20 protein-coding genes and 1 pseudogene are annotated in these 22,671 nt (G+C 40.9%); 10 read left to right on the plus strand and 11 right to left on the minus strand.

The features are described from left to right. Positions 1–3: 3 nt before the first annotated feature. Positions 4–786, minus strand: coding sequence for a GNAT family N-acetyltransferase (locus GKR61_RS04110; protein WP_154634040.1), 783 nt, complete (start codon positions 784–786; stop codon positions 4–6). Positions 787–904: 118 nt separating this feature from the next. Between GKR61_RS04110 and yqfB the strand changes: the two genes are divergently transcribed. Next, on the plus strand, positions 905–1,234 hold the full coding sequence (gene yqfB, locus GKR61_RS04115; protein ID WP_336426601.1) for a N(4)-acetylcytidine aminohydrolase: 330 nt from the start codon (positions 905–907) through the stop codon (positions 1,232–1,234). On the opposite strand, the gene GKR61_RS04120 is transcribed toward yqfB, so the two are convergent. Beyond that, complete coding sequence (locus GKR61_RS04120) at positions 1,231–2,100, minus strand: LysR family transcriptional regulator (protein WP_154639565.1); 870 nt, start codon at positions 2,098–2,100, stop codon at positions 1,231–1,233. The two genes, yqfB and GKR61_RS04120, sit on opposite strands and share 4 nt — an antisense overlap. Before the next feature lie 108 nt (positions 2,101–2,208). On the opposite strand from GKR61_RS04120, the gene GKR61_RS04125 reads away from it, so the two are divergent. Next, positions 2,209–3,132 carry an EamA family transporter gene (locus tag GKR61_RS04125; protein ID WP_154639566.1) on the plus strand — a complete coding sequence of 308 codons (924 nt, stop codon included), beginning with the start codon at positions 2,209–2,211 and terminating at the stop codon, positions 3,130–3,132. 45 nt (positions 3,133–3,177) lie between these two features. Here the strand turns inward: GKR61_RS04125 and GKR61_RS04130 are convergent, their stop codons facing one another. From GKR61_RS04130 to GKR61_RS04140, 3 genes are all read right to left on the minus strand, one after another. After that, entirely contained in the window at positions 3,178–4,167 is a 990-nt protein-coding gene (locus GKR61_RS04130) for a D-cysteine desulfhydrase (RefSeq protein WP_036948052.1), read from the minus strand. Positions 4,168–4,182: 15 nt separating this feature from the next. Beyond that, positions 4,183–5,610, minus strand: coding sequence for a Na+/H+ antiporter NhaC family protein (locus GKR61_RS04135; RefSeq protein WP_036948049.1), 1,428 nt, complete (start codon positions 5,608–5,610; stop codon positions 4,183–4,185). Positions 5,611–5,810: 200 nt separating this feature from the next. Continuing rightward, positions 5,811–6,353 (minus strand): GNAT family N-acetyltransferase, encoded by a 543-nt coding sequence (locus GKR61_RS04140; protein WP_036948047.1) that lies wholly within the window; start codon positions 6,351–6,353, stop codon positions 5,811–5,813. Positions 6,354–6,527: 174 nt separating this feature from the next. Between GKR61_RS04140 and GKR61_RS04145 the strand changes: the two genes are divergently transcribed. Further along, positions 6,528–7,370 carry an AraC family transcriptional regulator gene (locus tag GKR61_RS04145; RefSeq protein ID WP_036948317.1) on the plus strand — a complete coding sequence of 281 codons (843 nt, stop codon included), beginning with the start codon at positions 6,528–6,530 and terminating at the stop codon, positions 7,368–7,370. Here GKR61_RS04145 and GKR61_RS04150 read toward each other — a convergent pair. After that, positions 7,367–8,417: pseudogene (locus tag GKR61_RS04150) on the minus strand (LysR substrate-binding domain-containing protein). The gene GKR61_RS04145 and the pseudogene GKR61_RS04150 overlap by 4 nt on opposite strands. Between GKR61_RS04150 and GKR61_RS04155 the strand changes: the two are divergent. From GKR61_RS04155 to GKR61_RS04165, 3 genes are all read left to right on the plus strand, one after another. Beyond that, a complete protein-coding gene (locus GKR61_RS04155) occupies positions 8,375–9,559 on the plus strand; it encodes an MFS transporter (RefSeq protein ID WP_036948041.1) in 1,185 nt (394 codons plus the stop codon). The pseudogene GKR61_RS04150 and the gene GKR61_RS04155 sit on opposite strands and share 43 nt — an antisense overlap. Before the next feature lie 76 nt (positions 9,560–9,635). Continuing rightward, complete coding sequence (ada, locus tag GKR61_RS04160) at positions 9,636–10,700, plus strand: bifunctional DNA-binding transcriptional regulator/O6-methylguanine-DNA methyltransferase Ada (protein ID WP_036948039.1); 1,065 nt, start codon at positions 9,636–9,638, stop codon at positions 10,698–10,700. Between the two features lie 499 nt (positions 10,701–11,199). Beyond that, positions 11,200–12,606, plus strand: a complete 1,407-nt coding sequence (locus GKR61_RS04165; RefSeq protein WP_230083118.1) for an aminotransferase-like domain-containing protein — start codon at positions 11,200–11,202, stop codon at positions 12,604–12,606. A gap of 99 nt (positions 12,607–12,705) precedes the next feature. Here GKR61_RS04165 and ydeE read toward each other — a convergent pair whose 3' ends face one another. After that, a complete protein-coding gene (gene ydeE, locus GKR61_RS04170; protein WP_036948034.1) occupies positions 12,706–13,899 on the minus strand; it encodes an efflux MFS transporter YdeE in 1,194 nt (397 codons plus the stop codon). A gap of 450 nt (positions 13,900–14,349) precedes the next feature. Beyond that, positions 14,350–15,507 (minus strand): iron-containing alcohol dehydrogenase, encoded by a 1,158-nt coding sequence (locus GKR61_RS04175; RefSeq protein ID WP_154610133.1) that lies wholly within the window; start codon positions 15,505–15,507, stop codon positions 14,350–14,352. Positions 15,508–15,796: 289 nt separating this feature from the next. On the opposite strand from GKR61_RS04175, the gene GKR61_RS04180 reads away from it, so the two are divergent. The 3 genes from GKR61_RS04180 (at position 15,797) to GKR61_RS04190 (ending at position 18,734) form a co-directional block, all read left to right on the plus strand. Beyond that, positions 15,797–17,059: a M24 family metallopeptidase gene (locus GKR61_RS04180; RefSeq protein WP_195848061.1), complete on the plus strand. Its 1,263-nt coding sequence runs from the start codon at positions 15,797–15,799 to the stop codon at positions 17,057–17,059. Between the two features lie 37 nt (positions 17,060–17,096). Further along, on the plus strand, positions 17,097–17,759 hold the full coding sequence (locus GKR61_RS04185) for a CerR family C-terminal domain-containing protein (protein ID WP_036948028.1): 663 nt from the start codon (positions 17,097–17,099) through the stop codon (positions 17,757–17,759). Between the two features lie 90 nt (positions 17,760–17,849). Further along, positions 17,850–18,734 (plus strand): 4Fe-4S binding protein, encoded by an 885-nt coding sequence (locus GKR61_RS04190; RefSeq protein ID WP_154634034.1) that lies wholly within the window; start codon positions 17,850–17,852, stop codon positions 18,732–18,734. Between the two features lie 43 nt (positions 18,735–18,777). Here the strand turns inward: GKR61_RS04190 and GKR61_RS04195 are convergent, their stop codons facing one another. Both GKR61_RS04195 and GKR61_RS04200 read right to left on the minus strand, forming a co-directional pair. Then, complete coding sequence (locus tag GKR61_RS04195; RefSeq protein ID WP_036948025.1) at positions 18,778–19,671, minus strand: alpha/beta fold hydrolase; 894 nt, start codon at positions 19,669–19,671, stop codon at positions 18,778–18,780. A 136-nt stretch (positions 19,672–19,807) separates the two neighbouring features. Next, on the minus strand, positions 19,808–20,995 hold the full coding sequence (locus GKR61_RS04200; protein ID WP_154639567.1) for an MFS transporter: 1,188 nt from the start codon (positions 20,993–20,995) through the stop codon (positions 19,808–19,810). A 110-nt stretch (positions 20,996–21,105) separates the two neighbouring features. Between GKR61_RS04200 and GKR61_RS04205 the strand changes: the two genes are divergently transcribed. After that, positions 21,106–22,032 (plus strand): LysR family transcriptional regulator, encoded by a 927-nt coding sequence (locus tag GKR61_RS04205; RefSeq protein ID WP_036948020.1) that lies wholly within the window; start codon positions 21,106–21,108, stop codon positions 22,030–22,032. On the opposite strand, the gene GKR61_RS04210 is transcribed toward GKR61_RS04205, so the two are convergent. Beyond that, positions 22,029–22,658: a helix-turn-helix transcriptional regulator gene (locus GKR61_RS04210; protein WP_036948015.1), complete on the minus strand. Its 630-nt coding sequence runs from the start codon at positions 22,656–22,658 to the stop codon at positions 22,029–22,031. The two genes, GKR61_RS04205 and GKR61_RS04210, sit on opposite strands and share 4 nt — an antisense overlap. Between the last annotated feature and the right edge of the window lie 13 nt (positions 22,659–22,671).

Raw genomic sequence — 22,671 nt, forward strand, 5'->3', positions numbered from 1 at the left:
ATTCTATTCTGAAATGTAGCTGTGATATTTAAAAATCGGTTTAAAACCTAGTTTTTGATAAACCGACAAACCATCGCTAGACGCTTCCAAATAACACTGCTTGATTTTATGTTGAAGACAAACCTGTAAGGCATGTTTAATCAATGCCGTGGCAAATCCTTGTCTCTGGAATTCAATATCTGTACCAATATCATCTAAGCGCGCAACGTCATTGTGTAGCGTGAGTGTTAGTGATGATACTGGGGTCTGCTGATTAAATAAGACAAAATGCATGATATTGATTTGCTTGTCTAACGCACGCTGGTGATAGCGAATATATTCATCAATGATGGATTCATCATTATCACAATCAAGTTCATTGACTACAGGAAACGCAGTAATAAGCGGTTTCGACCAGTCAGAGAGATTATGATTGCTAAGCTTTATATGATAGTCGTCTGGTAACTGATTTTCCGTTTTGAGTTCATTTCCCGTAAATTCAAAGACCATCGCTGTTGATTCACCATCATCAATAAGATCATGCTGTTGTATACAATTTGAGAACTTGGGTAATTCATCGGTGTGAACAACTAAAATATAGGGTTTTGACTGTTGTTGAAATAATGTATTTGCCGCTTCAAAGCCAGCAATAGTTGCTCCTGAATGTAAGTAAATATAATTAAAAGCGGGAGTTTTTAGCTCAGTAAAATAGGCAAACGTATTTGGCTCTACATGATGCGTCTTTAGGCAAATAGCAGACCAAAAAATATTTTCTAATGAGTAAAAACACGCTTCGTTGTGAGTCATTTCATTGTGTCCTAATAAATTAACTGAACGTTCCTAGTCTATTGAGCAAATTGAGATTGCTGTCACTATGGTACATGGGATAGCATTTGTTTAATTAAGAGAAGATTAAGGAATATCTGTGAACAATATCCCCGAAACCATTACGTTCTTTGAGCGTTTATTACCACTGGTTGTTTCCGGTGACAAAGTGATCACCATTCGTGATGAAAGTGAGAGTCATTATGTACCAGGCACCGTTGTCAAAGTCCACGCGTTAGAAACTGGCGAGTACTATACCGACATTGAAATACTTTCTGTTGAGCCACTAAACTACGATGATATTTCAGAGTATCACGCGACTCAAGAAGCGATGACATTAGAAACGTTGAAAGCTTTAATTCGTGAAATATATCCAACAGAAAATTGCCTGTATGTTATTCATTACCGATTAACAACGAAAAACACTTAATCACGATAACGGCTGTTTACTAGTTTAATGAATGCTTTTGTGGCTGGAGACGCATCACTGTAATTATTAACAGCAAAGGCAATATCCCGAATCACGTGGGGAATTAATGGCTTTACGACGATGTTGTTAATATTTTCAGGGATGGCGAGTTGAGCCACAATCGATACGGCTTCATTTCGTGCAACTAATGAAAACGTACTGAGAAGTTGGCGGGTTTTAAATTGAATTTTAGGTGTCAGCTTTTGTGCAGAAAATAGTCCCATCACAATTTTACCTGAACCGGCTTGAGTTAAGTTGAAGGGGTAATCACACAATTGTTTTAGTGTAACTCCTTCGTACTGAGTCAAAGGGTGGTTTAGCGGTAAAATTGCCACATATTGGTCGTGTTTTATGGGAAAAGTATCAAAGCGTTCGTCTGGCAAGACCACAACACCAGTATCTATGCGCTTTTCTTGCAACCATTGAGCCACGCTCTCATCGTCCCCCTCATCAACAATAATTTCAATGCTTGGGTATTGCTGACGAAAGACCTTTAGTAATGGAGGCAAAATACCCGTTGAAGAACCGGGGCCGAAAGATCCTATCCGTAAAACACCTTTCTTTAATCCATTGGATGCTAGCGCTTCTTGGCGCATTGCTTCTTGAAGGCTCAGTATATGTTGGGCGCGATTTAGCAGTGTGTTACCAATTTCGGTCAGAGTGACTTGGTTTTGTTCTCGCGTAAATAAACTGACATTGAAATCTTTTTCAAGGGATTTAATGGCATGTGAAACCGCAGATTGGGAAATATTCAAAGACATTGCCGCCAAGGTAAAACTTTTTAGCTCAGCAACACGGGTAAATATTTCCAGTTGGCTTAGTGTCATGAGTAAATACTCATTTGATTATGATCTTGGATAACAAATACCTTATCCGTATCGAATGACTGAGTCAATAAAGTACACAATATCTGATATGGATGGGGAAACATCGCGATGGAATTAAAAATAACCAAAAGGCAGGTTCAACAAAAGTCAGTCAATATTGTTGTTCTAAAAATGATATGTGTCTCGATATTATGGGGAGGAACATTCATTGCTGGTAGGATGTTACAAACCGATATATCACCATTATTTTCAGCGACGCTTCGCTTTATTTTTGCGAGTGTTGCATTGCTTATTTTGCTGAGCTGCACTCGTATTGGTTGGGTAAAAGTGAATTCGCGTCAGTTTTTTCAAATTCTCTTGTTGGGATGTAGCGGTGTATTTATCTACCAAGTCTTTTTTTTCTATGGGCTACAGCTTATTCCTGCGTCTCGAGCGGCACTGTTGGTGGCAATTAATCCTGCGATGATTGCTTTAATTTCCTATTTATTATGGCGAGAAAAAATCACGAAAATTAAAGGTGTGGGTATTGGTTGTTGTGTATTAGGGGCAACAATATTGTTATCAGCAAAAACGTCAGATGTGAGTGGGTTTTTAACAAACCAAGGTGATCTTGCCATATTAGGTTGTGTAGTGAGTTGGGGGATTTATACCGTTGCAGGTAAAAATGTTATCCGCGAAATTGGCGCTATACATACGGTTGCATATGCCGTGCTATTAGGAACTGCACTATTGGTTATCGCGTCAAGTATCATGGGGCAATTAACATTTAGCGCGATTATACACTTAACAAATACCGATGTTATGAGCCTGTTATACCTTGGAATATTAGGCTCAGCACTGGCTTATATTTGGTATTACCAAGGTGTTGATCAGTTAGGTGCCGCGGGAGCCGGGTCATTCATTGCACTTAATCCGTTGACGGCGGTAATAATAGGAACGCTGTTTTTAAATGAGGAAATTACATTCTCTGCATTATTGGGGGGGATAGTGATTATCTTCGGGTTATGGGTAACGAATAAATCGCGAGTATAAAATAGGCGCTCTATGGAAATAACTGACTCCATAGAGCGATATTTATTATTTAATGGTTTTGTTAATTTCTGAATAGGCGAAAAGGGCTTGAGCACCGCCAGTATGGACAAATAATACAGGTGTTTTTTCAGAGGAATTGTCTAAATAATCAATCAAACCCGCCATGGCTTTTCCTGTATAAACTGGGTCAAGAAGGATCCCTTCTTTTTGAGCTAATAGCGCTATTGCATCTAAACCACCGCGGTTTGGCATGCCATACATTGGTGCGAAGAAATCATCCCAAAGTGTAATGTCTGGTGTTTTTTTAATTTGCAGTAATTCTGCTAATTCAGTTTGCAGTTTTTCAACTTTTGGTGCCTGATCTTGCTGTTTACGAGAAACGGTGACACCAATGAGTTGTGAAGTAGGGAGTAATTCTTGTAAGCCAATCGCTAAGCCAGCGTGAGTTCCGGCACTGCCAGAAGCCACAATCACTTTATCAAATTCAATATTGGTCGGTTTTTGTTGAGCAATTTCAATCGCACATTGAACATAACCTAATGCGCCCAGACCGTTGGAACCACCAACAGGGACGATATAAGCATCTTGCAAGTCTAATGATTTAATTAACTCTGCCATTTGTGCTTGTGGATCGGTTAATTCGTCACACATGACGCATTGAGTACCAAATAAATCGGTCAGGAGCTTATTGCCATTATGCAGGAAATTGCTGTCTTCACTTTGAATAGGATTTTCTAATAAAGCGACACATTTCAGTCCGTACATTGCCGCTACCGCAGCAGTTTGACGAACATGGTTTGATTGAATCGCACCTGCTGTCACGATAATCTTTGCATTTTGGGCTAAGGCATCCGCCATTAAAAACTCAAGTTTACGCAGCTTATTTCCGCCCATTGCTAACGGCGTCATATCATCGCGTTTAATGTAGATTTCTCGACCATATAAACGCGATAAATTATCGAGTCGATTCAATGGGGTCGATGCTTTAAGCAAGTCAACTTTTGCGAACTGAGTTAATTTTTGTTGAAGAGACATCTAAATTCCCCTGTATTAATTGGTAAATCCTAAATAGAGATAAATGGCAAGTACGAAGCTTGCTGTTACTAATGCATAAGGCATTTGAGTGCGAATATGTTCAATATGATCACAATCAGTAGCCATAGAGGCAACAATGGCATCCGCAGAAATAGGTGAGGTCATGTCGCCGAAAATAGACCCTGATATGGCTGCGCCAATCATATATTCAATAGGCATACCGACGGATAACCCTAATTGAACACCAATCGGGATCATAATGGCAAAGGTTCCCCATGAGGTACCCGTAGCCAGCGACATAATAGCGCTAATGATAAAGATAAAGCCGATAGAGAATCCAGGTGCCATAATGCCTTGAGTGACTTCAGCAATATAAGCGCCCGTATTCAGTTCAGAAGATACATTTCCCATCAAGAAAGCTAAAATCATGATGGAGCTGATTTTTAACATGCTGGCATAGCCAATAAATAGCTCTTTAAAGAAGCTATCAATATTTAATAGCCTTCTTCCGATAAACCAACAAAAAGAAACTGCGGTACCGAACATAACGCCCCAATAAACGGACGTTGAGCCGCTCCCTTTACTGAAATCCCCATCACCTGTGATATATAAGGCCACTGGAACCATTAATACAGTAGAAAGAATAGGGATGAAAAAGTTCAAGGCTGAATGGGCATTCGGATGTTCAATAATCTCTTCCTCTTCATTTGTAAGTGAAGATTCGGCTAATTTTCCTGCCATGAAATTTTCTTGATACTTCATTTCGGCTTTTTTCATTGGTCCCCATGAAACATTGGTGAACACATAGAATAAAATGGTGACCAATGATAGCCATGCCATTAAGTTGTAGCCGATAGATTTAATTAAAATATCGAAGGGTTCACCTGAAATAAGACCTTGGGAAATTTGTACACCAATGAGTCCCATAATCACTGCACCCCAACCATTTATAATAGCTGATGAACAAACAGAAACGCAGGCGGTTTGAATAAGATATGACATTTTTTCTGGGGCAACGCCATATTGTCTGGCTAAATTCTTAGTGGATGCCCCCGCGACTAACTGGTTGATGGAACTCTCAATAAAAATTAAGGCAGTAATGACTATGGCGAGTAATTGTGTTGCCGTTCTATTCTTAATTAATTTTGTTTTATTTGTCAGTAGCTGAACTAATGCACGAACACCGCCTGTGACGACGACTAGGCGCATAATCCCACCAATCATGACCATAAAGACGATGGTACGAGTGTTGCCGGCGGAAGAAAATGTATCGATGATGCCATCCACAGTTCCGCGAATGCCGAGTAATACATTGTGGTCATTAATGACGGTAAAACCGACTAAAATACCGAGCATTAATGAAAGCATCACCTGTCGAGTGAGAATAGCTAAAAGGATAGTGACAATTGGCGTGATAATTGTCCAAATACCATAGTCGTGCATGTGTTTACCTTGGATATTTTTATTGTATGACGTGTAGTTTATAAATATCAGGAAATCATAGCATTGATGGAAGTAGGCTGTCGGATATTTTCATTATATTGCCGTAGATTGTTACAAAATCCATGCTGAAAGTCAGATAAACTGCAAGATTATGGTATTGAAGGGTACGCTATCTTTTTGAGATAGCGTAGTAAGGGTTATTAAGCTTGTGATTGCCACTGCTGATAAGTGATGCGACTAATTTCTTCAGTCTTTGTCTCGCCAATAAGCTCAATAAATTGTGGGGCTAATGTTGTGTAATATTGGAAACCACATTTTTCTTGAGCAATTTTAGATTGTTGATTACCTTGGAAATAACCGCACCATAGATTATCCAGTTTGAGATTTTTAAATCCATGTCGCATGATTTCTCGGATAGCTTCAGGAATGAGCCCTTTTCCCCAAAATGGTACGCCTATCCAATAACTCACTTCCGCATCGTTATCCCCAATTGGAAAATTACTCTCTTTTCCGATAGATAAACCAATCAAGCCAATGGCTTTGTTATCTTCTTTTAGCGCAACGGCAAACACACCATCGCGCATAAAAATGGATTGAATAATTTTCGCACTTTCTTCGACGCTCTGGTGAGGTGGCCAGCCTGCAATAGGGCCGATACGTTCATCTTTTGCATAATGATAAAGGTCTGCCGCATCAGTAATATGCCAAGGGCGTAAAATCAGCCTTTGTGTATATAAAATCATGTTATTTTCTCTTTATTGCATTGATATTATGCCACCTATTTTAGGTATTTATTTGTTTTTTTTAATAGTTTAACCTCGGTATTTTGGGTACTTATGAAAACTGACATTTTAAAGAAACTAGGTAGAATAGGTTAATAAAGCTAATGGCATGAATGAAATGTGAGTGTGTTGAACATGAAAGAGTTGCAGCAGCATCAATCTGTATGGGAAGGGGTAGTCAGCATCGGCTCGACGACACTGGATGAATTGCAAAATACAGTATTGTCTCCAGACTATGTGACGCTATGTATTTGTAGGCAAGGAGCTGGGATTTTCAATATTAATTTTAAGCGCTATGCCTTACGCAAAAATGAGCTCTTTGTTTTGTATAATGACACTTTTGTTACGTTACAGAAGCGTTCTCGGAATTTTATTGTAGATTACATCCATATTGATAAGACGTTTGCCACAGATATTGCATTTGTTTTACCTAATTCATTGTTTGCCTATTTTAATTTTCAACCACGTTTATCAATGTCATCGGCACAATCCACACTATTTTCACATTGGTATCAGCTATTTTTATATTACCACCAAGAACGCGCAGAGTATGGGAAATTACAATTACGGCAACATTTACAAAATCTATTTTTAGAAATTGCTAATCAGGTCAATCATGCACAATCCCATTTTTCAGATGAACGTAGCCGTAAATCACAATTATGTTGGCAATTTTGGACATTAATAACCCAGCATTGTAAACAGCAAAGAGAGGTTAAGTTCTATGCGAATCAACTTTCGATTACACCGTTTTATTTATCGCAAATTGTGAAGGACTTCTTCAACGATCCGCCCAAGGCACTGATTGATAGACAAGTGGTTTTAGAGATTAAAGCTCTGTTAGAGAGAGGAACGTTCACCATTCAGGGTATTGCGGATGAATTAAATTTTGAAGACACCTCGTATTTATGCCGCTATTTTAAGCGGCATACTGGTGCAACATTAAGTGAGTTTAGAAAAAGAGTGAATAAGAATTAACTCGGGTCGATTTTTGTCGAATGTTTTTTAATAAAATCAATAAAGCAGCGTAGCCTTGGAGAAACAGCTTGGTTGCGATAATAGACAGCATTAATCGGCTGTTTCATTGTTATCGTTTTTTGTTCTAGCACCTTCACGAGTCCGCCATTGGCAAAGGCATCTAAGCTTACAAAGTCGGAAGAAGAGAGAATGCCAGTTCCTTGCAGCGCTAAATGATGTAGCACTTCGCCACTGGCGCAGGCGATATGGGGGGGTAATTTTGAGTAAGCTGCCATCGGCGTTTTCGAGTGGCCAATAATTTAATGACTCTGGCGTTGTGAAACCGAGCAAACAATGCTTATGGAGATCCTCTATCGTTTCCGGTATTCCATATTTTTCTAAGTAAGCGGGGCTAGCAACTAGCCTTTTCTGGGTATAACCCAATAGTGTTGCACTGAGTGAAGAATCCTTTAACGTGCCAATTCTAAACGCGACATCCGTTTTTTTCTCTAATAGGTTTGTCACACCTTCATAGTTATTTATTTCTAACTCAACTTGGGGATATCGTTCATAAAATAGAGGGATCAACGGAGCAATTACATGGGTTAAAAACGGGGTAGAAGCATCAATGCGTAGCTTACCTGATGGAATCGATTGGCGAGCGGATAGCAAATCTTCGGCTTCTTGAGCTAGTCGGACTATTTCTCGCGCTTTTTGCAAAAATGCAGCACCTTCATCACTAAGTTTGATGGCGCGAGTGGTTCGGTAAAGTAGCGTGGTTTTGACTTTCTCTTCTAAACGCAATAATGCACGACTCACGGTGGATATCGTCATGCATTGCTGGTCGGCTGCTGCTGTAATAGAGCCGTAATCGACTACGCTGATAAATGTTTGGAGCTCTTCTAATGTGATTTTCATTATTGCATTTCCCGCAAAAGTTATTCTCACCATAATGGGTTTTTCAACCGCTTTCAATATGGAAGAATTGCCGCCGGTCAATTGATATTGGTTTATAAGGCATAAAAATGAGAATAAACACAGCATTGCTCGCGTTATCTGTTGGAGCATTCGCCATTGGTATTACCGAGTTTTCTCCGATGGGAATGCTTCCCTATATCGCTGAAAACCTGAATGAAAGCATTCCTTCTGTCGGTGCGATTGTGGTGATTTATGCGCTGGGAGTGATGATTGGAGCGCCAATCATGACGCTATTATTAGTGAGTAAGCGCCCAAAAGTTGCGTTGGTTTTTTTAATGGCTATTTTCACGGTGGGGAATTTATTATCGGGTTTAGCGCCTAACTTGGTGACGCTGTCACTTTCAAGGTTAATTACTAGCCTAAATCACGGGGCATTTTTTGGTTTAGGTGCCATTGTTGCGGCCAGTGTGGTTCCTGCTGGTAAACAAGCGAGTGCGATTGCGGCAATGTTTATGGGGCTGACCATTGCGGGTATTGGTGGCGTTCCATTAGTCACTAAAATAACGCAATTAATCGGCTGGCGTGAGGCATTCTATTTAATTTCGGGTATTGGATTGCTCACGATCGCCAGTTTAATTTTTGCGATTCCTGCACGTTTACAAGGTAGCCAGGTTAACGTTAAAAATGAATTGCGTATTTTAAAGCGCCCATTAGTGATGTTAGGTATGTTATCGACGGTACTCGGAGCAAGTGCAATGTTTACCTTGTATACGTTTATAACACCAATGTTAATGAATTTTATTCAGGCTTCAGATCAGACAATTACAATGATGTTAATGGTCATTGGCCTTGGTTTTAGTATCGGTAATTATCTTGGTGGTTATTTTGCGGATAAAAACTTATATCCAACTTTATTAACCTTGTTTGTATTATCTGCAATAAGCATGGTGATGTTTCCAATAATTGCGACAAATATCGCTGGAGCTACCGTTGGTTTATTATTCTGGAGTATTGTTAGCTTTGCACTCGTCCCACCCATTCAAATTTTAGTGATGAATGCGGCTGTTGGCGCGCAAGCGCTAGCATCCTCCGTGAATATTGGTGCATTTAATTTGGGAAATGCCATTGGAGCGGCTGTCGGTGCGGCGATTTTATCCCATGGCTACAGCTACACGACGATGAGTTTTATGGGCGCATTATTGGCGATAGTCGGGTTTATAGTGATTTTGCTGATTGTACGCCGGAAAAATAGCGAAACACAAACGCAGGACGTAATGTGTAGCGCGAATTAAAAAGCAAGGTTTGGAGTGTTCGACATATAATAACCAGAGATACTGATCACGGTGAAATCAGTAAAGGGCTAAATATATGTCGACGAAAAATCAATGGGCCACAGATGAGCAGCGCTGGAATGCACTGAAACTACGCGATAAAGCTGCAGATGGTTATTTTGTGTATGGTGTGAAAACATCGAAACTTTATAACCATCCATCCGCTGCGGGGCGATTACCGAAGAGAGATAATGTGCTGTTTTTTGATAATGAGCAGCAAGCGATAGCGCAGGGTTTTCAGTCGGGAAAACGTCGTCGTCACGAAATGTCACAGCAAGCTCAGTTTTATCAAGAAAAAATTGAGCTTGCTTGTCGGTATATTGAGCAAAACACCCAGAAATATACATTGGCTGAGTTAGCTGATTATGTCGGAATAAGCCCGTTTCATTTTCATCGATTATTTAAATTACAAACTGGATTAACGCCTAAAGCCTATCGCGATGCTTATCTTCATCAGAAAGTACAAGCACAATTACAGGAAAATGAACGGATCACTGACGCTATTTATAATGCGGGTTTTCATTCGAACAGTCGTTTTTATGAAACAGCAAATTCGCGATTGGGCATGACGCCGACAGCGTGGAAATTAGGTGGTGAAGGAAGCAAAATCTATTTTGCTCTGGCCGTTTGCTCGCTAGGAAATGTACTGGTTGCACAAAGTCCGATAGGCATTTGTGCAATTTTATTCGGAGATGACCCTGAACAATTGCTAAATAACTTACAGGATAAATTTCCCCATGCTCAGTTGATTGGTGGAAATAAAGCATTCGACCAAGTGGTTTCTAAAGTTATTGGGTTTATTGAAGCCCCAGAAATAGGTTTTGATCTTCCTTTGGATATTCGAGGAACTGCATTTCAGCAACGAGTGTGGCAAGTGTTAAGGAATATTCCTGTTGGGAAAACGGTGAGTTATCGTGAAATCGCAGAAAAGATGGGAACACCTAAATCGTTTAGAGCAGTGGCGAATGCATGTGGTGCAAACATGCTAGCTGTAGTGATTCCATGCCATCGAGTAGTGAGAACGGATGGTGGATTATCGGGATATCGCTGGGGGATCGACCGAAAGCGGGCATTATTACTAAAAGAATCTGCAAAAAAATAATAAGGTCTATTTTGAAATAGAATAAGGCTGCGCCAATATCTCTATTGCCGCAGCAATTTTCAATATAAATATCATATATATTCTCTAATTAGATAGTTTTGAATTTACAATTATCGTTTTCTATTTATTATAGTGCGCGGTTTCTGTTTTATATCCTTCGAAAATTAATTTAATTAAGGTCGATTTAATTTTTTTAAATAAACTCTTAGATTTTTTGATTTTTATATTTCTCATATTTTTTCCTTGTAAATAATGAGATTACCCATCGAAAGATGAATGTAATTGGTTGTGTTAATATAAATTTTGGGTATGGTTTGCCCTTTATATTTTTTTCATATTCCATAAATAAAATCCTATTGCTGTATTTTGTTTATTTAGCTTCGCATGAGAAATTGACTTAAAAAAGTGACAGATTGGCTTTTTTGTAAAATACAGATCATCTCAGCGAAATCTGTATTACATTACAGATACGGGATTCGATTTTAAGGAAATGAGTGCGATGCTCTATAAACAAATAGCCCAAATGCTGCAGAGTAAAATCCATCGAGGAGAGTTTCTTGGTGGGGAGAAAATGCCGTCGGTACGTGATATTAGTCGCTGCCATGATGTGAGCATTACCACGGCTCAACTGGCTTATCGTGAACTGGAACGGTGTCAGCTCATTTATGCAGTACCGAAATCGGGTTATTTTGTGATCCCTGAAAAGGCCACAGCACCATTGCCTAAAGTGGCTAACTATATTCAAAAGCCTGTTCATATTGATAAATGGAACCCGACGATGGACTTCCTGCGTGTTGAAGAGCGTGCAGGAGTCACATCATTATCGTGTGCGGTACCTAATATTGCAGATAAAACCTTAGAGCCATTATGGCAAGAAATGAATATGGTGGCGCGGCGTCGTAATCCGTTAACACTTGAGTATGATAGCTTGCAAGGGTTAGCCGCGCTCAGAGAGCAAATCTATCATGTATCTGATTATCGTCAGTCATTTACCCCTGATGATCTTGTGACAACTACCAGTGCCCATCAGTCGATTTCTATTGCAATTCAAGCATGTACCCAAGCCAATGATGTGGTTGCTGTTGAATCACCGACGTTTCCCGGATTATTGCAAACGCTTTATGGGCTGGGCCGTAAAATCATCGAAATTCCCGTTGATCCCCAAACAGGGATTAACTTGGAGAGGTTAGAAGAAGCTTTCCAATGTTGGCAGGTCAAAGCGGTGGTGGTCACGCCGACATGCAATAACCCGATGGGCAGTATTATGCCGGAAAAAAATAAACAAAGGTTGCTTGAGATGACTAATCGATATCAAGGTACGATTATCGAGAATGATTGTTTAGCGCCTCTTGCATATGCTTATCCGCGTCCGTCAACGATCCAATCTCTGGATACCGAAGGTCATGTGATTCTGTGCAGTTCATTTTCTAAAACCGTTGCACCGGGAACACGGACGGGGTGGATAATCCCCGGTAAATACAAAGAGAAAGTTATGCATTTAAAATACTTATCGCATTGTTCTGGCGAAGTTTTTATGCAGCAAGTGATGAGTAATTTCTTAAAAGAAGGGCACTATTTTTTGCATTTACGCCGAATGCGTCAGCAATATCGTGAATTACAATGTCAATATCGGGAATTAGTTGAAACGCATTTTCCTGCTAATACTCGAATTTCAAGGCCTCAAGGTGGATTTTCATTATGGGTCGAGCATCCGGCAGCAGATACTGCGAAATTGATGGAGATTTTACATCGCAATAAAGTGACGGTATTGACGGGAACCCACTTTGCTACAGGCGATTGCTACCCAAACCACCTGCGTATTAATTATGCTTTAGAGTTGATCCCAAGACGGCGTAACGCGATAAAAATTCTCGGAGAAACCTTAAAAATGAGTCTGTTGAAATAGGGCATTGAAACAGAAAAAAGAAACCCGCTAATAATAGCTATTAGCGGGTAATTAAACATAAGGAACATTATTTATACAGCAAACTACGTTTACCGCAGTTTATATTGCCAATGCGAGGGTTTGTTTATTTTTAATTCGCATGCCATTAAGCATACTTAACCATGCCAGCACTGTCACTACCATTAAGATAATAAAGATAAAATACGGAGGAAGTTCAGTCAGAACGAACCCCGTCATCATAGGGTTAAATGCCCCGCCAAGTAGCCCCAGCGCTTGAGCAGAAAAATAGCTGGATTTCATGCCTTCAGGGGCAATGCTATCAATTAGCATATATTCCCCTGGTGCGTAAATAAGTTCGCCCAATGTGAAGATAAATGAACCTAACGCCCATAAATAGAGATTATCCCCAGATCCCATAAATACCGCTAATCCCCCTAGAAAGAATACGCTACCAATGGTCATTAAGCGTCTTAAGTTATCCGGCGTAATACGTTTACCTACCGTGTATTGCAAAGTGACAACGACGACGGCGTTGACAGGTAAAATCACACCAATTACTGCTTGTGCAAAATCACTGTTAGCAACGGTGATTACATATTGGGAGATCCACGTGGTAAAAGAGCCGAAAACGAGTGAGCCGAGAAAAGTGGAGAGAATAAACCAAGCCAATGCACGGTCGTGGAGCATTGCTTTAGGGTTCCACACTCGCGGTTGACCATCAACATGGCTAGCAGGTTTGGTGCTTTGAACAAATCGCTGAATAAAAAAGATAGGGGCGGCTGCGGAGACTGCCGCTAGCCAAAATGGTAAATTAATGCTGTACATTAATAACCATGTGCCCATTGGGGGCCCGACCGTCCAACCGATATTGATAAAGGTGTAGTTGAGGGAAAATACTTTAGTTTTTAAGGATAATGACAAAGTATCTGCAAAATAGCCTTTTAATACAGTCGAAAAAACAGAATAAGAGCAGTTAATTAGTGAGAAAAATATAATCACCAATAGTGCATTGTTCATCAGCGGAATTGCAATAAATCCACAAATAAACGCTATCACCGCAATAAGCATGCAGCGTTTTTTATCGACTTTATCCGCCAGCATGCCAAATCCCATACTGAATAGCACGCCGACCGTTAAGGCAATAGTCATAGCAACACCGACGATATCGATCGCCATATGGTATTGGCGTGTCAGATAAATCGCCATAAATGGTAATGTGGCGCCGCGCCCGATGGTTAATAGCAGCGAAGACGCGAGCAGGGCAGTATTCGAGATATTGGATTTAGAAAACATGGCTCACGACCTAGGAGTACATTGTTGTTATAAAAATGGTTGTTATAAAAACGATTGTTACAAAAATGTTTTATATAATTTTATTATATAAAATACATAAAATTGCGGCACCAAGAAACGGGTTATTAGGGCGGGAAATCAAAACAATATTTTGATCATGCTATTGTGCCATTGCCAACCAATTATCTGGCTAAAGATAGCGGCGACGCAGATAGTAGAGTTATCTGCTATCAGCTTAACTGCATAAAAAATCAATTAATTATTGATTCATCATCCTATTTAATCGGCATATAAATTAAGAGTCGGTTGCCTTTCTCAATATCAAAAGTCATCGTTTTTGGTGCGCGGCGTTATTGTTGAAATGGTTGGTCGCGGAAGTGAACTTAAAACCCTGTTCGAGTCATTAAAAAAGAGCGCAAGGGAATGCGCTCTTTTGATAATACACGGTCATTATAATGAAGCGAGATAAATTCGACGGCTCACTTCAGGGGTAATATCACGGTGTTCCCCGAGTGTCACCATGCTATGCGCCACGAGGCTCTCAACTAAAGGCTCTACGATATCTTGGTTGAGCTGATAATCTTTAAAGCGTGTTTTCACTTGCATTGATTCGAAAAAGTCTCTTGTTAATTCAATGGCTTTGAGTGCTTTTTCTTTTTCGCTGCCTTCACGGATATCCCAGACGCGTTCTGCATACTGCGCCATTTTCGCTTGTTTCTGAGGCAGTTTTTCTTCCATTAAGGAAGGCAGGATAATGGCTAAGGTTTGGGCATGATCTAAACCGTAGAGAACGGTGATTTCATGACCTAACATGTGGGTTGCCCAGTCTTGCGGTACGCCAACACCAATTAAACCATTTAACGCTAACGTTGCGGTCCACATTAAATTGGCGCGCACATCGTAATTGGTTGGATTTGCTAAGGCTTTCGGACCAATATCGATCAAGGTTCTCAGTAGACCTTCAGCAAATGCGTCTTGAACATTGGCATTTACAGGGTAGGTGAGGTACTGCTCGATAACGTGTACGAACGCATCCACAACCCCATTGCTGATTTGACGAGGTGGTAATGAGTAGGTTTTAACCGGGTCTAAAATAGAAAATTGAGGGAAAACTTTGTCACTCATAAAGGCTAATTTGGCGTGTAATTCTTCACGCGTGATCACAGAGCCTTTGTTCATTTCAGAGCCAGTAGCAGGGAGGGTTAACACCGTACCAAAAGGTAATGCGTGTTCAATAGTGGCACCGCCGCTGGTCACCACTTCCCATTTATCTCCTGCGTAATTGACTGCCGCCGCGATAAATTTAGTACCATCAATGACGGAGCCACCGCCAACAGCCAGTAAAAAATCATAACCTTCGTGTTCAATTTGCGCGACAGCTTTGATTAAGGTTTCATAGCGAGGGTTGGCTTCAATCCCACCAAAATAGCCAATCTGGCGATTTTTCAATGCACTCGCAACTTCATCGAGGGTGCCATTCTTGCGAGCACTTTCACCGCCAAATAGCACGAGGACTTTTGCATTCGCGGGAACCAATCGGTTCAATTCACTTATTTTACCTTCACCAAAAACAATGCGCGTTGGGTTGTAAAACTCAAAATTATTCATATACAAACCTTTGGTTGGGAATGGTAGGGGATGTCATTTGGCATCGGTTAGGGTTAAAAATGTTGAGATTACTCTAGTATACACTCGAAACTATTCAAAGGATGATCAAAATGTTTGGTTGGAGCGTTGTTTATTTATCGCTGAATTTTCAATTCATTATCCGTTTTTGGGGCAAGTAATTTCCAAGTGATAGCACTTAATGCTTATGATTTATTTGACTTCAGTATCATTGCGATCAATATTTAATTCATTCAAATGAATTAAATATAATATAAACGAGGAAATTATGATGAATTCAATGATACCAGCTTCATTTACCCTTAAAGAGCGTGATAGACGATGGGGTTTGGCTCGTAAAATTATGAAGGAGCATGATTTGGAAGTTTTGATGGTGTATGGCGATAGGGAGTCCGCCGCACCTGCACCATTTTGTATCGATCATTATTTTACCAATGACAGACTAGGATCTGTGGTGCTGTTCCATCAAGATAAAGCACCAATAGTGGTAACATTTGCGCCGATGATGGTGGCTGACCATATGCAGGCGTCTATACGCAATGATATGCAATGGATTTCACCTGAGCAGATTATGGTGGGAAAAACAGGGCGCAATATCGGCAATATTTTGATTCAGTTAGGGGTATCACCGAATGCTCAGATAGGCGTCATTGGGCTTGAACCATATCCGCCGTTCTATTTTGATGGTGCGATGCCGTTTAATACGCTGTCAGGTATTAAAGAGCAATTACCGAATGTAAATTTTGTGCCTGTTTATAAAGCCTTTTTCCAATTAGCCTCGGTCAAAAGTGATGAGGAAATCGCGCACATCAAACATGCAGCCATGATTGGTGAAGCCATGAGTGAGGCGATGCGCAAAACAGCTATTCCCGGAAATACCGAAGCGGATATTGCTGCGGCAGTGACTTCAACGTGTTTATCGATGGGTGGGTTTACCGCAGAAATTTTGATGGGGTCAGGTCCTGAATATATTGGTTGGGGACAACCAGCATGGCAGTACCGTTCGCAAAAACCGAGGAAAATACAATATGGAGATATTGTATTAACTGAAATTTTTGCACTGTATGGGATGTATGAAACTCAGCATCAAGCTGCGGTAGCGGTGGGGAAAATACATCCGAATATTGAGCGAGCTGCGCAAGTTTCGCGAGAATGTTATGAGATAGGTGTAGAGAATCTCAAAGAAGGCATTACCTTTGGGGAGTTGGTGGACAAAATGGAACAACCATTATTAAAGGCAAAAGGTTGGCATGTTCATCCGCTTATTCATAGCATTAATCCTTATGGTCCAATTGGTTTTGGTACGGCTCCCGGAATCGAAATATTACCGTTAGCTCAAAAATATGGACATATAAGCCGACTGCCTAATCCTGGGCGTGAATTAATCTTAAAAGCAGGAATGACATTTGCGTTTGAACCCAATTGTGCCTTTGATTATCATTTATGTAATTTAGGCGGTACCGTTATTGTGGGAAAAGATAAGGGGATAGAATTAAATAATAATTCGACGCATTTAATGCGTGCCGACGTATAATGTTACTCATTTAATGTAATTAGGGTTTCAGCTGCATATGACAGAAATAAACAAAAACACACTCTCTTCGGAGCTGACGAAAGAAAAATTAATCAATGAAGGCATCAAACAGTTTGCTCTTTATGGTATTAATGGCGTGAGAACTCGTCAACTGGCTGAAAGTGCTGGAGTTAACCAATCTGCCATCCCTTATCATATGGGAGGAAAGATGGGGGTCTATGCAGCTGTTATCCATAAAATTGCGGCAGATCTTGCCCAAATGAGCAATGTGAGCATATTTGATGTGCAGTTTGAGCAATTAAAATCACGGGCAAGTCATGAGGTAATAGAGGTTGAATCATTACTCCGACTATTAATAAAAGGGCTAGGGTTGGCGTTGCTGTCACCGGAACATGAGTATTATTCAATATTAATCTTAAGAGAGCAGTTAGAACCTACAGAAAATGCAGATATTATCTTTAAAGAGTTTATCGAGCCTTTTCATTCTCGCTTAACTTCACTTGTCCAATTTATTACGGATAAAGATCAAGCAACGGCGATTATTTCAGCACATGCTTTAATTGGGCAAGTTTTGGGATTTGTGATTGCGAAAAAATCACTATTAAAACGCTTGAATCAAAAAAATCTTGATAAAGATTTATTGGACAAAATCCTAGAGCAAGTGAGTGTCTTTGCGTGTAATGCCGTCATATCTCGTTAATTTTTAATTTATGTCATGTTAATTTTAAGCCGTTGCATTAAGATGATAGAAAGTTATTAAGCTTAATCATCAAAGGTAAACGAATAGATTATGCGGCGGTTCATTCAGTTAGATCTTCCTCCAGAACCTGTTATTAATGAAAAGTGTGTCCATAAGCGCTTGAAAAATAGTGTTTGTGACAACTGTGCGAGCAGCTGTCCTGTGGGGGCGATTTCTTTTGGTTTTATGGATGCGAAAATTGATAATGAACTGTGTTATCAATGCGGTAACTGCCTGTTTACCTGTCCAGTCGATGCCATTGAAAATATTCAACCTCATGAACGAACCTACCAAAATGGCTTTTTGGTTATCAGCCATGATGAGCCACTTGCTAGCCCTGAAGAACTGATTGTTTGGCATCGTCAATATGCCATTCGAGGTATGCAAATTCCCGAACCGTTGGTGGACAAATGGTTGCCAGCCTTAGCCGCATTAAATTTAAAACTGGAAGCATTACAAGAGCCTATTTGGAGTTTGACCATCACCAAACCTGCGGAAGTGGATAGTGGGCGGCGTAGAATGCTTTTTCGTCAAAAATTAGATAGTCAGCCATTAGATAGTGGCAAGGTTAAAACGGGATTAAATGCCAGAAAACAGTTTTATCCTGAAGATAGCTGGTTCCATATTGCATTAGATACGGCGAGTTGCATTTTATGTGGCGCATGCGCGAAAGTGTGTGATGAGCAGGCGATAGAGCTTGAAGATCATCAATTTAGTTTAGACGATAAGCGTTGTACCGGCTGTATGAGCTGCCAAGTGGTCTGTTTCCCAAAATCAATTCAAGTTCACCCTCACGTAGCAAAAAATAGCGAACCACAGCATTTCCATTATTTTGAAGGGACATGCCAAAAATGCCAATTACCTTTTTCGGCATGGACTTCGGAAGAAACCCTGTGCCCAATTTGCGCACAACATAAACAGCAAGGCTGGCTATAAATAAACGCCTTTATTCAGGCGCTTATTTACAAACTTAACTTTATTAATTAACTTCACTATCTCGCATATTCTCAATAATCATTTCAGCAATTTGAGGGTTTAATGCGGCTGGCGTATCGTGCCCCATACCTTCAATCACTTCTAATTTTGCCGTTTCAATATTATCAAAAATATCCTGACCTGAAGTGACGGGGAATAATGGGTCAACAGAGCCGTGAATTACCAGCGTTGGGGCAGTGATGGCACCGAGGAGAGGTCTTAAATCACCCGTTACTGCAACGGCAGCTAGCTGACGTTTAGTACCTTCAGGAGAGTAGTTACGCTGGAATGCTTGCGTAATATAGTCACGGCAATTTTCTTCATCAAACGGTACGCATGTTGAGCTAATACGGCGGTAAAATGCGAGTTGCCCAGCAATGTAGCCTTCAAAATCCTGTTTAGGATCTACGCTAGGAGACATGAGCATTTTCATGACATCCGGCTCGCTTTGCGGTAATTGCGGATTGCCAGTTGATGACATAATTGGACAAAGTGAAAGAGTGCGGTTCGCAACTTTTGATGCTACTACTTGCGCTATCATTCCGCCCATTGAACGCCCTACAATATGGGCTTTTTCGATGGATAAGGCATCTAACAAGGCGATAATATCATTGGCCATTTCAAATAAGGTGTAGGGAACATCGACATGCTCGCCGTTTTGTAATCGCTCAGCCATTTCTCCGATATTCAGTGGCGGGTAATTATCTAAATGTGGCGATAAGCCCGCATCACGGTTATCGGGACGGATAATATAAAAGCCTGCATCTGCAATTTGTTGGCAAAATTCTGATGTCCAACTAATGTTATGTCCACCTAACCCTGCAATAAGTACGACAGCAGGATGTTCTGACTGACCAAAGGTATCGTAATACAGTGTTAATGGTGCTGTTTTTGTCATTTTATTTCCCTATTTTTGGTGATAGCTATTTATGCAATAACTCAGCAAGAAAGGCTAGCGCTAAAAAAAACAATCGTTACTAATTTAAACGCCATTTACTTTAGTTATTAATAATAAATCGACTTTGTTAGAGAATTTAGCGAGCTTTTTTCTGGTAATCATTGATCCCTAACAGCGCAAGCGCAGCTACAAATGACAATACCGCGACATGTAAATTGCCAATTAACCCATACAGTGAGACGAAAGCACCACCAAGCGCAGAGCCTAAGGCGATTCCGCTATTAAAAAAGGCAATATACAGGGAGCTTGTGGCTTCAATATTATGGGCGCTGTAACGCATCATCCAAGTCATTAAAGTGACAGATACGCCACCATAAGCAATTCCCCAAAGTACCATGATGGATAATGCCATCCATACACTCATTGGAAAGAATATATATGCTCCTAAACTTAAGATAAGACCGCTGGCTATCATCACGACCGTAAAATTTAGGTGTTTGTTGGCGGTGAGCCCAAATAGGAAGTTACCTACGATACCTGCCAACCCGTAAATCAGTAATAAACCCCCTAAAAGGTCGACTGAAATCAAATCATTATTGGATAGCAGCGCACGAATATAGGTAAATGCCATAAAATGCCCGGATACAATAAGCAGCGTTATTAGCAGCCCATTGATAATGATGGGACGCTTAATTTCAGTGATAAACGTTTTGAATGTGGGAGACGTCATCGCGGGAAGAGAAGGTAATTGCGTGAGTAAAGAGAGGAAAAGTAGCAATGAAATAAAGGACATTGAAGCAAATGCGACACGCCAGCCTAGCCATTCGCCCATTAAAACGCCGAAAGGTACGCCCAATACAGACGCTGCTGCCACGCCACCAAAAACTAACGACGTTGCTAGCGCGACAGAGGGGGCTACCACTAAGCGAGGCACTAACCCGCCTGCTAATGCCCAAATAATGCCAATACAAACGCCAACAAAAAGACGACTGATCAAGAGTAGCCAATAATACGGTGTTAAAGCCGCCACTAAGTTACAAAGGGTTAGTAAAAGCGCCCCAATCAATAACAGTGTTTTGCGGTCAACAGAACGCGTAAATAACACAATCAGCGGTGAGCTGATGGCGGCGCTGATAGCAGGAAGTGTCATTAAGAAACCGGTGGTTGCTAAAGAAACAGAAAAATCTTCCACAATCGGCGTTAATAGCCCTACAGGGATCATCTCGGTTGTCACCACACTGAAGGTCGCCAACATGAGCGTCAGGATGGCTCCCCATCGCTGTTGAAAAGTTGCATTGGCTTCAATCGTTATTGTATTCATCATATAAAGTTCCAAATAATTACGGTCAGTAAATAGTTTCAAGCGTGAATTGATCTTATCTGGGACATTATTGATAATAAATATCACTGCTGTGGCTTCATTGGGGATAAATCGTGTCTAATTCAGCATCATTACTGATGGATAACTTGTTCGACTTGAAAGTCTTTGTGGATGTGGTTGAAACAGGAAGCTTCACGCATTCTGCGGAAAGACTGGGTATTTCGCGTTCAGCCGTCGGGAAATGTGTCGCGCGATTAGAAAACCGAATACAAATTCGCTTATTGCATCGCACAACGCGAAGTCTTCGCTTAAGTGATGAAGGGCAAACGGTGTATGAAGGGGCGCTCAAAATTTTACACGAAGTCGCCAATATCGAAAATGAACTGAGTCAGGGACAACAACAACCGAAAGGGTTATTGCGCATTACGGCTCCGGTCATATTTGGACGTTTGTACATCATGCCTATTGTCAAAGAATATGTACGGCGATGGCCTAATGTGGAGGTAGATGTTCATTTCTCGGATGACTATAGCGATATTGTCGGGGAAGGGTTTGACCTCGCCATTCGTATTGGGGGAAATGATGATAACCGGCTGATCCGTAAAGTCTTAGCGCCACATCGAATGGTTACTTGTGCATCTCCTGCCTATTTACAACGATATGGTACTCCGCAGAGCATTTCAGAGTTAGTAAAGCACCAAAAGTTGGCGTTTAAACATCGGGGCAGTGTGGTTTCGTGGCAATTTCATACCCCTCAGGGAAAGCAACTATTACCCGTATCAGGGCGCCTGACGTTGAATGACACTCAGGCAATTCTAGATGCCAGCATTGAAGGCGAAGGAATTTGCCAGTTAGGGGTTTTCTTAGTGGGAACTGCTATTCAGCAAGGGCGACTACTACCGATATTGAGTGAATTTTCTCGCCAAGAATCATCGATTTGCGCTTTATATCCGACAAAACGTTATTTGCCGCTCAAAGTGAGCTACTTCCTAACGTTGATCGATGAATGCTGGCAAGGAAAAGCAATTTGGGATTTTTAACTGTCTTTTTTGGCATATAAATAGACCGAAGCTCGAGAAACCCCAAGGTGTTGCGCGATGGTATCCATGGATTTTTTAATATCAAGAAGACCTTCTTTGCGTAAAATCTCGATTAAGGCAACTCGGTCATCCGCCTTCAAGGTACGTGGAGTGGCGGCGATAGAAGCGGCGTATTGATCGATGCGAGTACGAATAGCTTCGCTGCCGTTGGGTTCTAGATGCTCTTTGACGGGGCTGCATCCCACCTCTGTAAATTGTGACAGCATACTTTGCATACTGCGAAACTGGGTCATATCTAAATTGAGGCACAATGCAGCAACGTATTGCCCAGTTTCATCTTTGATACCGATTGATGTGCTCTTGGCTGGGCGTCCATCTGGAAATTGATTGGCATAATTGGCGATGATATTGGGGAAATCGGCGGATTCAATACGGGCGAGACCCAATTCAGTTGTCGGTTGACCTTCTTTGCGCCCAGAGAGGTTGTTATGAATCGAAATAATCGAATGTTCGGGGTTTTTCAGATCATGAACCACTACTTCACAGAAAGGGGCGAAGGTCTCACTTAACCCTTGTGCTATGGCTTCAATTTGTGCCAATAAACTGTTTTCTTGTGGCTTTGCCATAACTCTACCCCTT

This window comes from Providencia sp. wls1916, from assembly GCF_009706585.1.
In the GTDB taxonomy this organism is placed as follows: Bacteria; Pseudomonadota; Gammaproteobacteria; order Enterobacterales; family Enterobacteriaceae; genus Providencia; species Providencia lanzhouensis.

Coding starts and splice junctions, on each gene's coding strand:
- GKR61_RS04140 (WP_036948047.1), bottom strand. CDS start 6,353: ATGATTTTATATACACAAAGGCTGATTTTACGCCCTTGGCATATTACT.
- GKR61_RS04155 (WP_036948041.1), top strand. CDS start 8,375: ATGAGAATAAACACAGCATTGCTCGCGTTATCTGTTGGAGCATTCGCC.
- GKR61_RS04190 (WP_154634034.1), top strand. CDS start 17,850: ATGCGGCGGTTCATTCAGTTAGATCTTCCTCCAGAACCTGTTATTAAT.
- GKR61_RS04145 (WP_036948317.1), top strand. CDS start 6,528: ATGAAAGAGTTGCAGCAGCATCAATCTGTATGGGAAGGGGTAGTCAGC.
- GKR61_RS04175 (WP_154610133.1), bottom strand. CDS start 15,507: ATGAATAATTTTGAGTTTTACAACCCAACGCGCATTGTTTTTGGTGAA.
- GKR61_RS04110 (WP_154634040.1), bottom strand. CDS start 786: ATGACTCACAACGAAGCGTGTTTTTACTCATTAGAAAATATTTTTTGG.
- GKR61_RS04135 (WP_036948049.1), bottom strand. CDS start 5,610: ATGCACGACTATGGTATTTGGACAATTATCACGCCAATTGTCACTATC.
- GKR61_RS04185 (WP_036948028.1), top strand. CDS start 17,097: ATGACAGAAATAAACAAAAACACACTCTCTTCGGAGCTGACGAAAGAA.
- ada (WP_036948039.1), top strand. CDS start 9,636: ATGTCGACGAAAAATCAATGGGCCACAGATGAGCAGCGCTGGAATGCA.
- GKR61_RS04200 (WP_154639567.1), bottom strand. CDS start 20,995: ATGATGAATACAATAACGATTGAAGCCAATGCAACTTTTCAACAGCGA.
- ydeE (WP_036948034.1), bottom strand. CDS start 13,899: ATGTTTTCTAAATCCAATATCTCGAATACTGCCCTGCTCGCGTCTTCG.
- GKR61_RS04210 (WP_036948015.1), bottom strand. CDS start 22,658: ATGGCAAAGCCACAAGAAAACAGTTTATTGGCACAAATTGAAGCCATA.
- GKR61_RS04125 (WP_154639566.1), top strand. CDS start 2,209: ATGGAATTAAAAATAACCAAAAGGCAGGTTCAACAAAAGTCAGTCAAT.
- GKR61_RS04130 (WP_036948052.1), bottom strand. CDS start 4,167: ATGTCTCTTCAACAAAAATTAACTCAGTTCGCAAAAGTTGACTTGCTT.
- GKR61_RS04120 (WP_154639565.1), bottom strand. CDS start 2,100: ATGACACTAAGCCAACTGGAAATATTTACCCGTGTTGCTGAGCTAAAA.
- GKR61_RS04180 (WP_195848061.1), top strand. CDS start 15,797: ATGAATTCAATGATACCAGCTTCATTTACCCTTAAAGAGCGTGATAGA.
- GKR61_RS04195 (WP_036948025.1), bottom strand. CDS start 19,671: ATGACAAAAACAGCACCATTAACACTGTATTACGATACCTTTGGTCAG.
- GKR61_RS04165 (WP_230083118.1), top strand. CDS start 11,200: ATGCTCTATAAACAAATAGCCCAAATGCTGCAGAGTAAAATCCATCGA.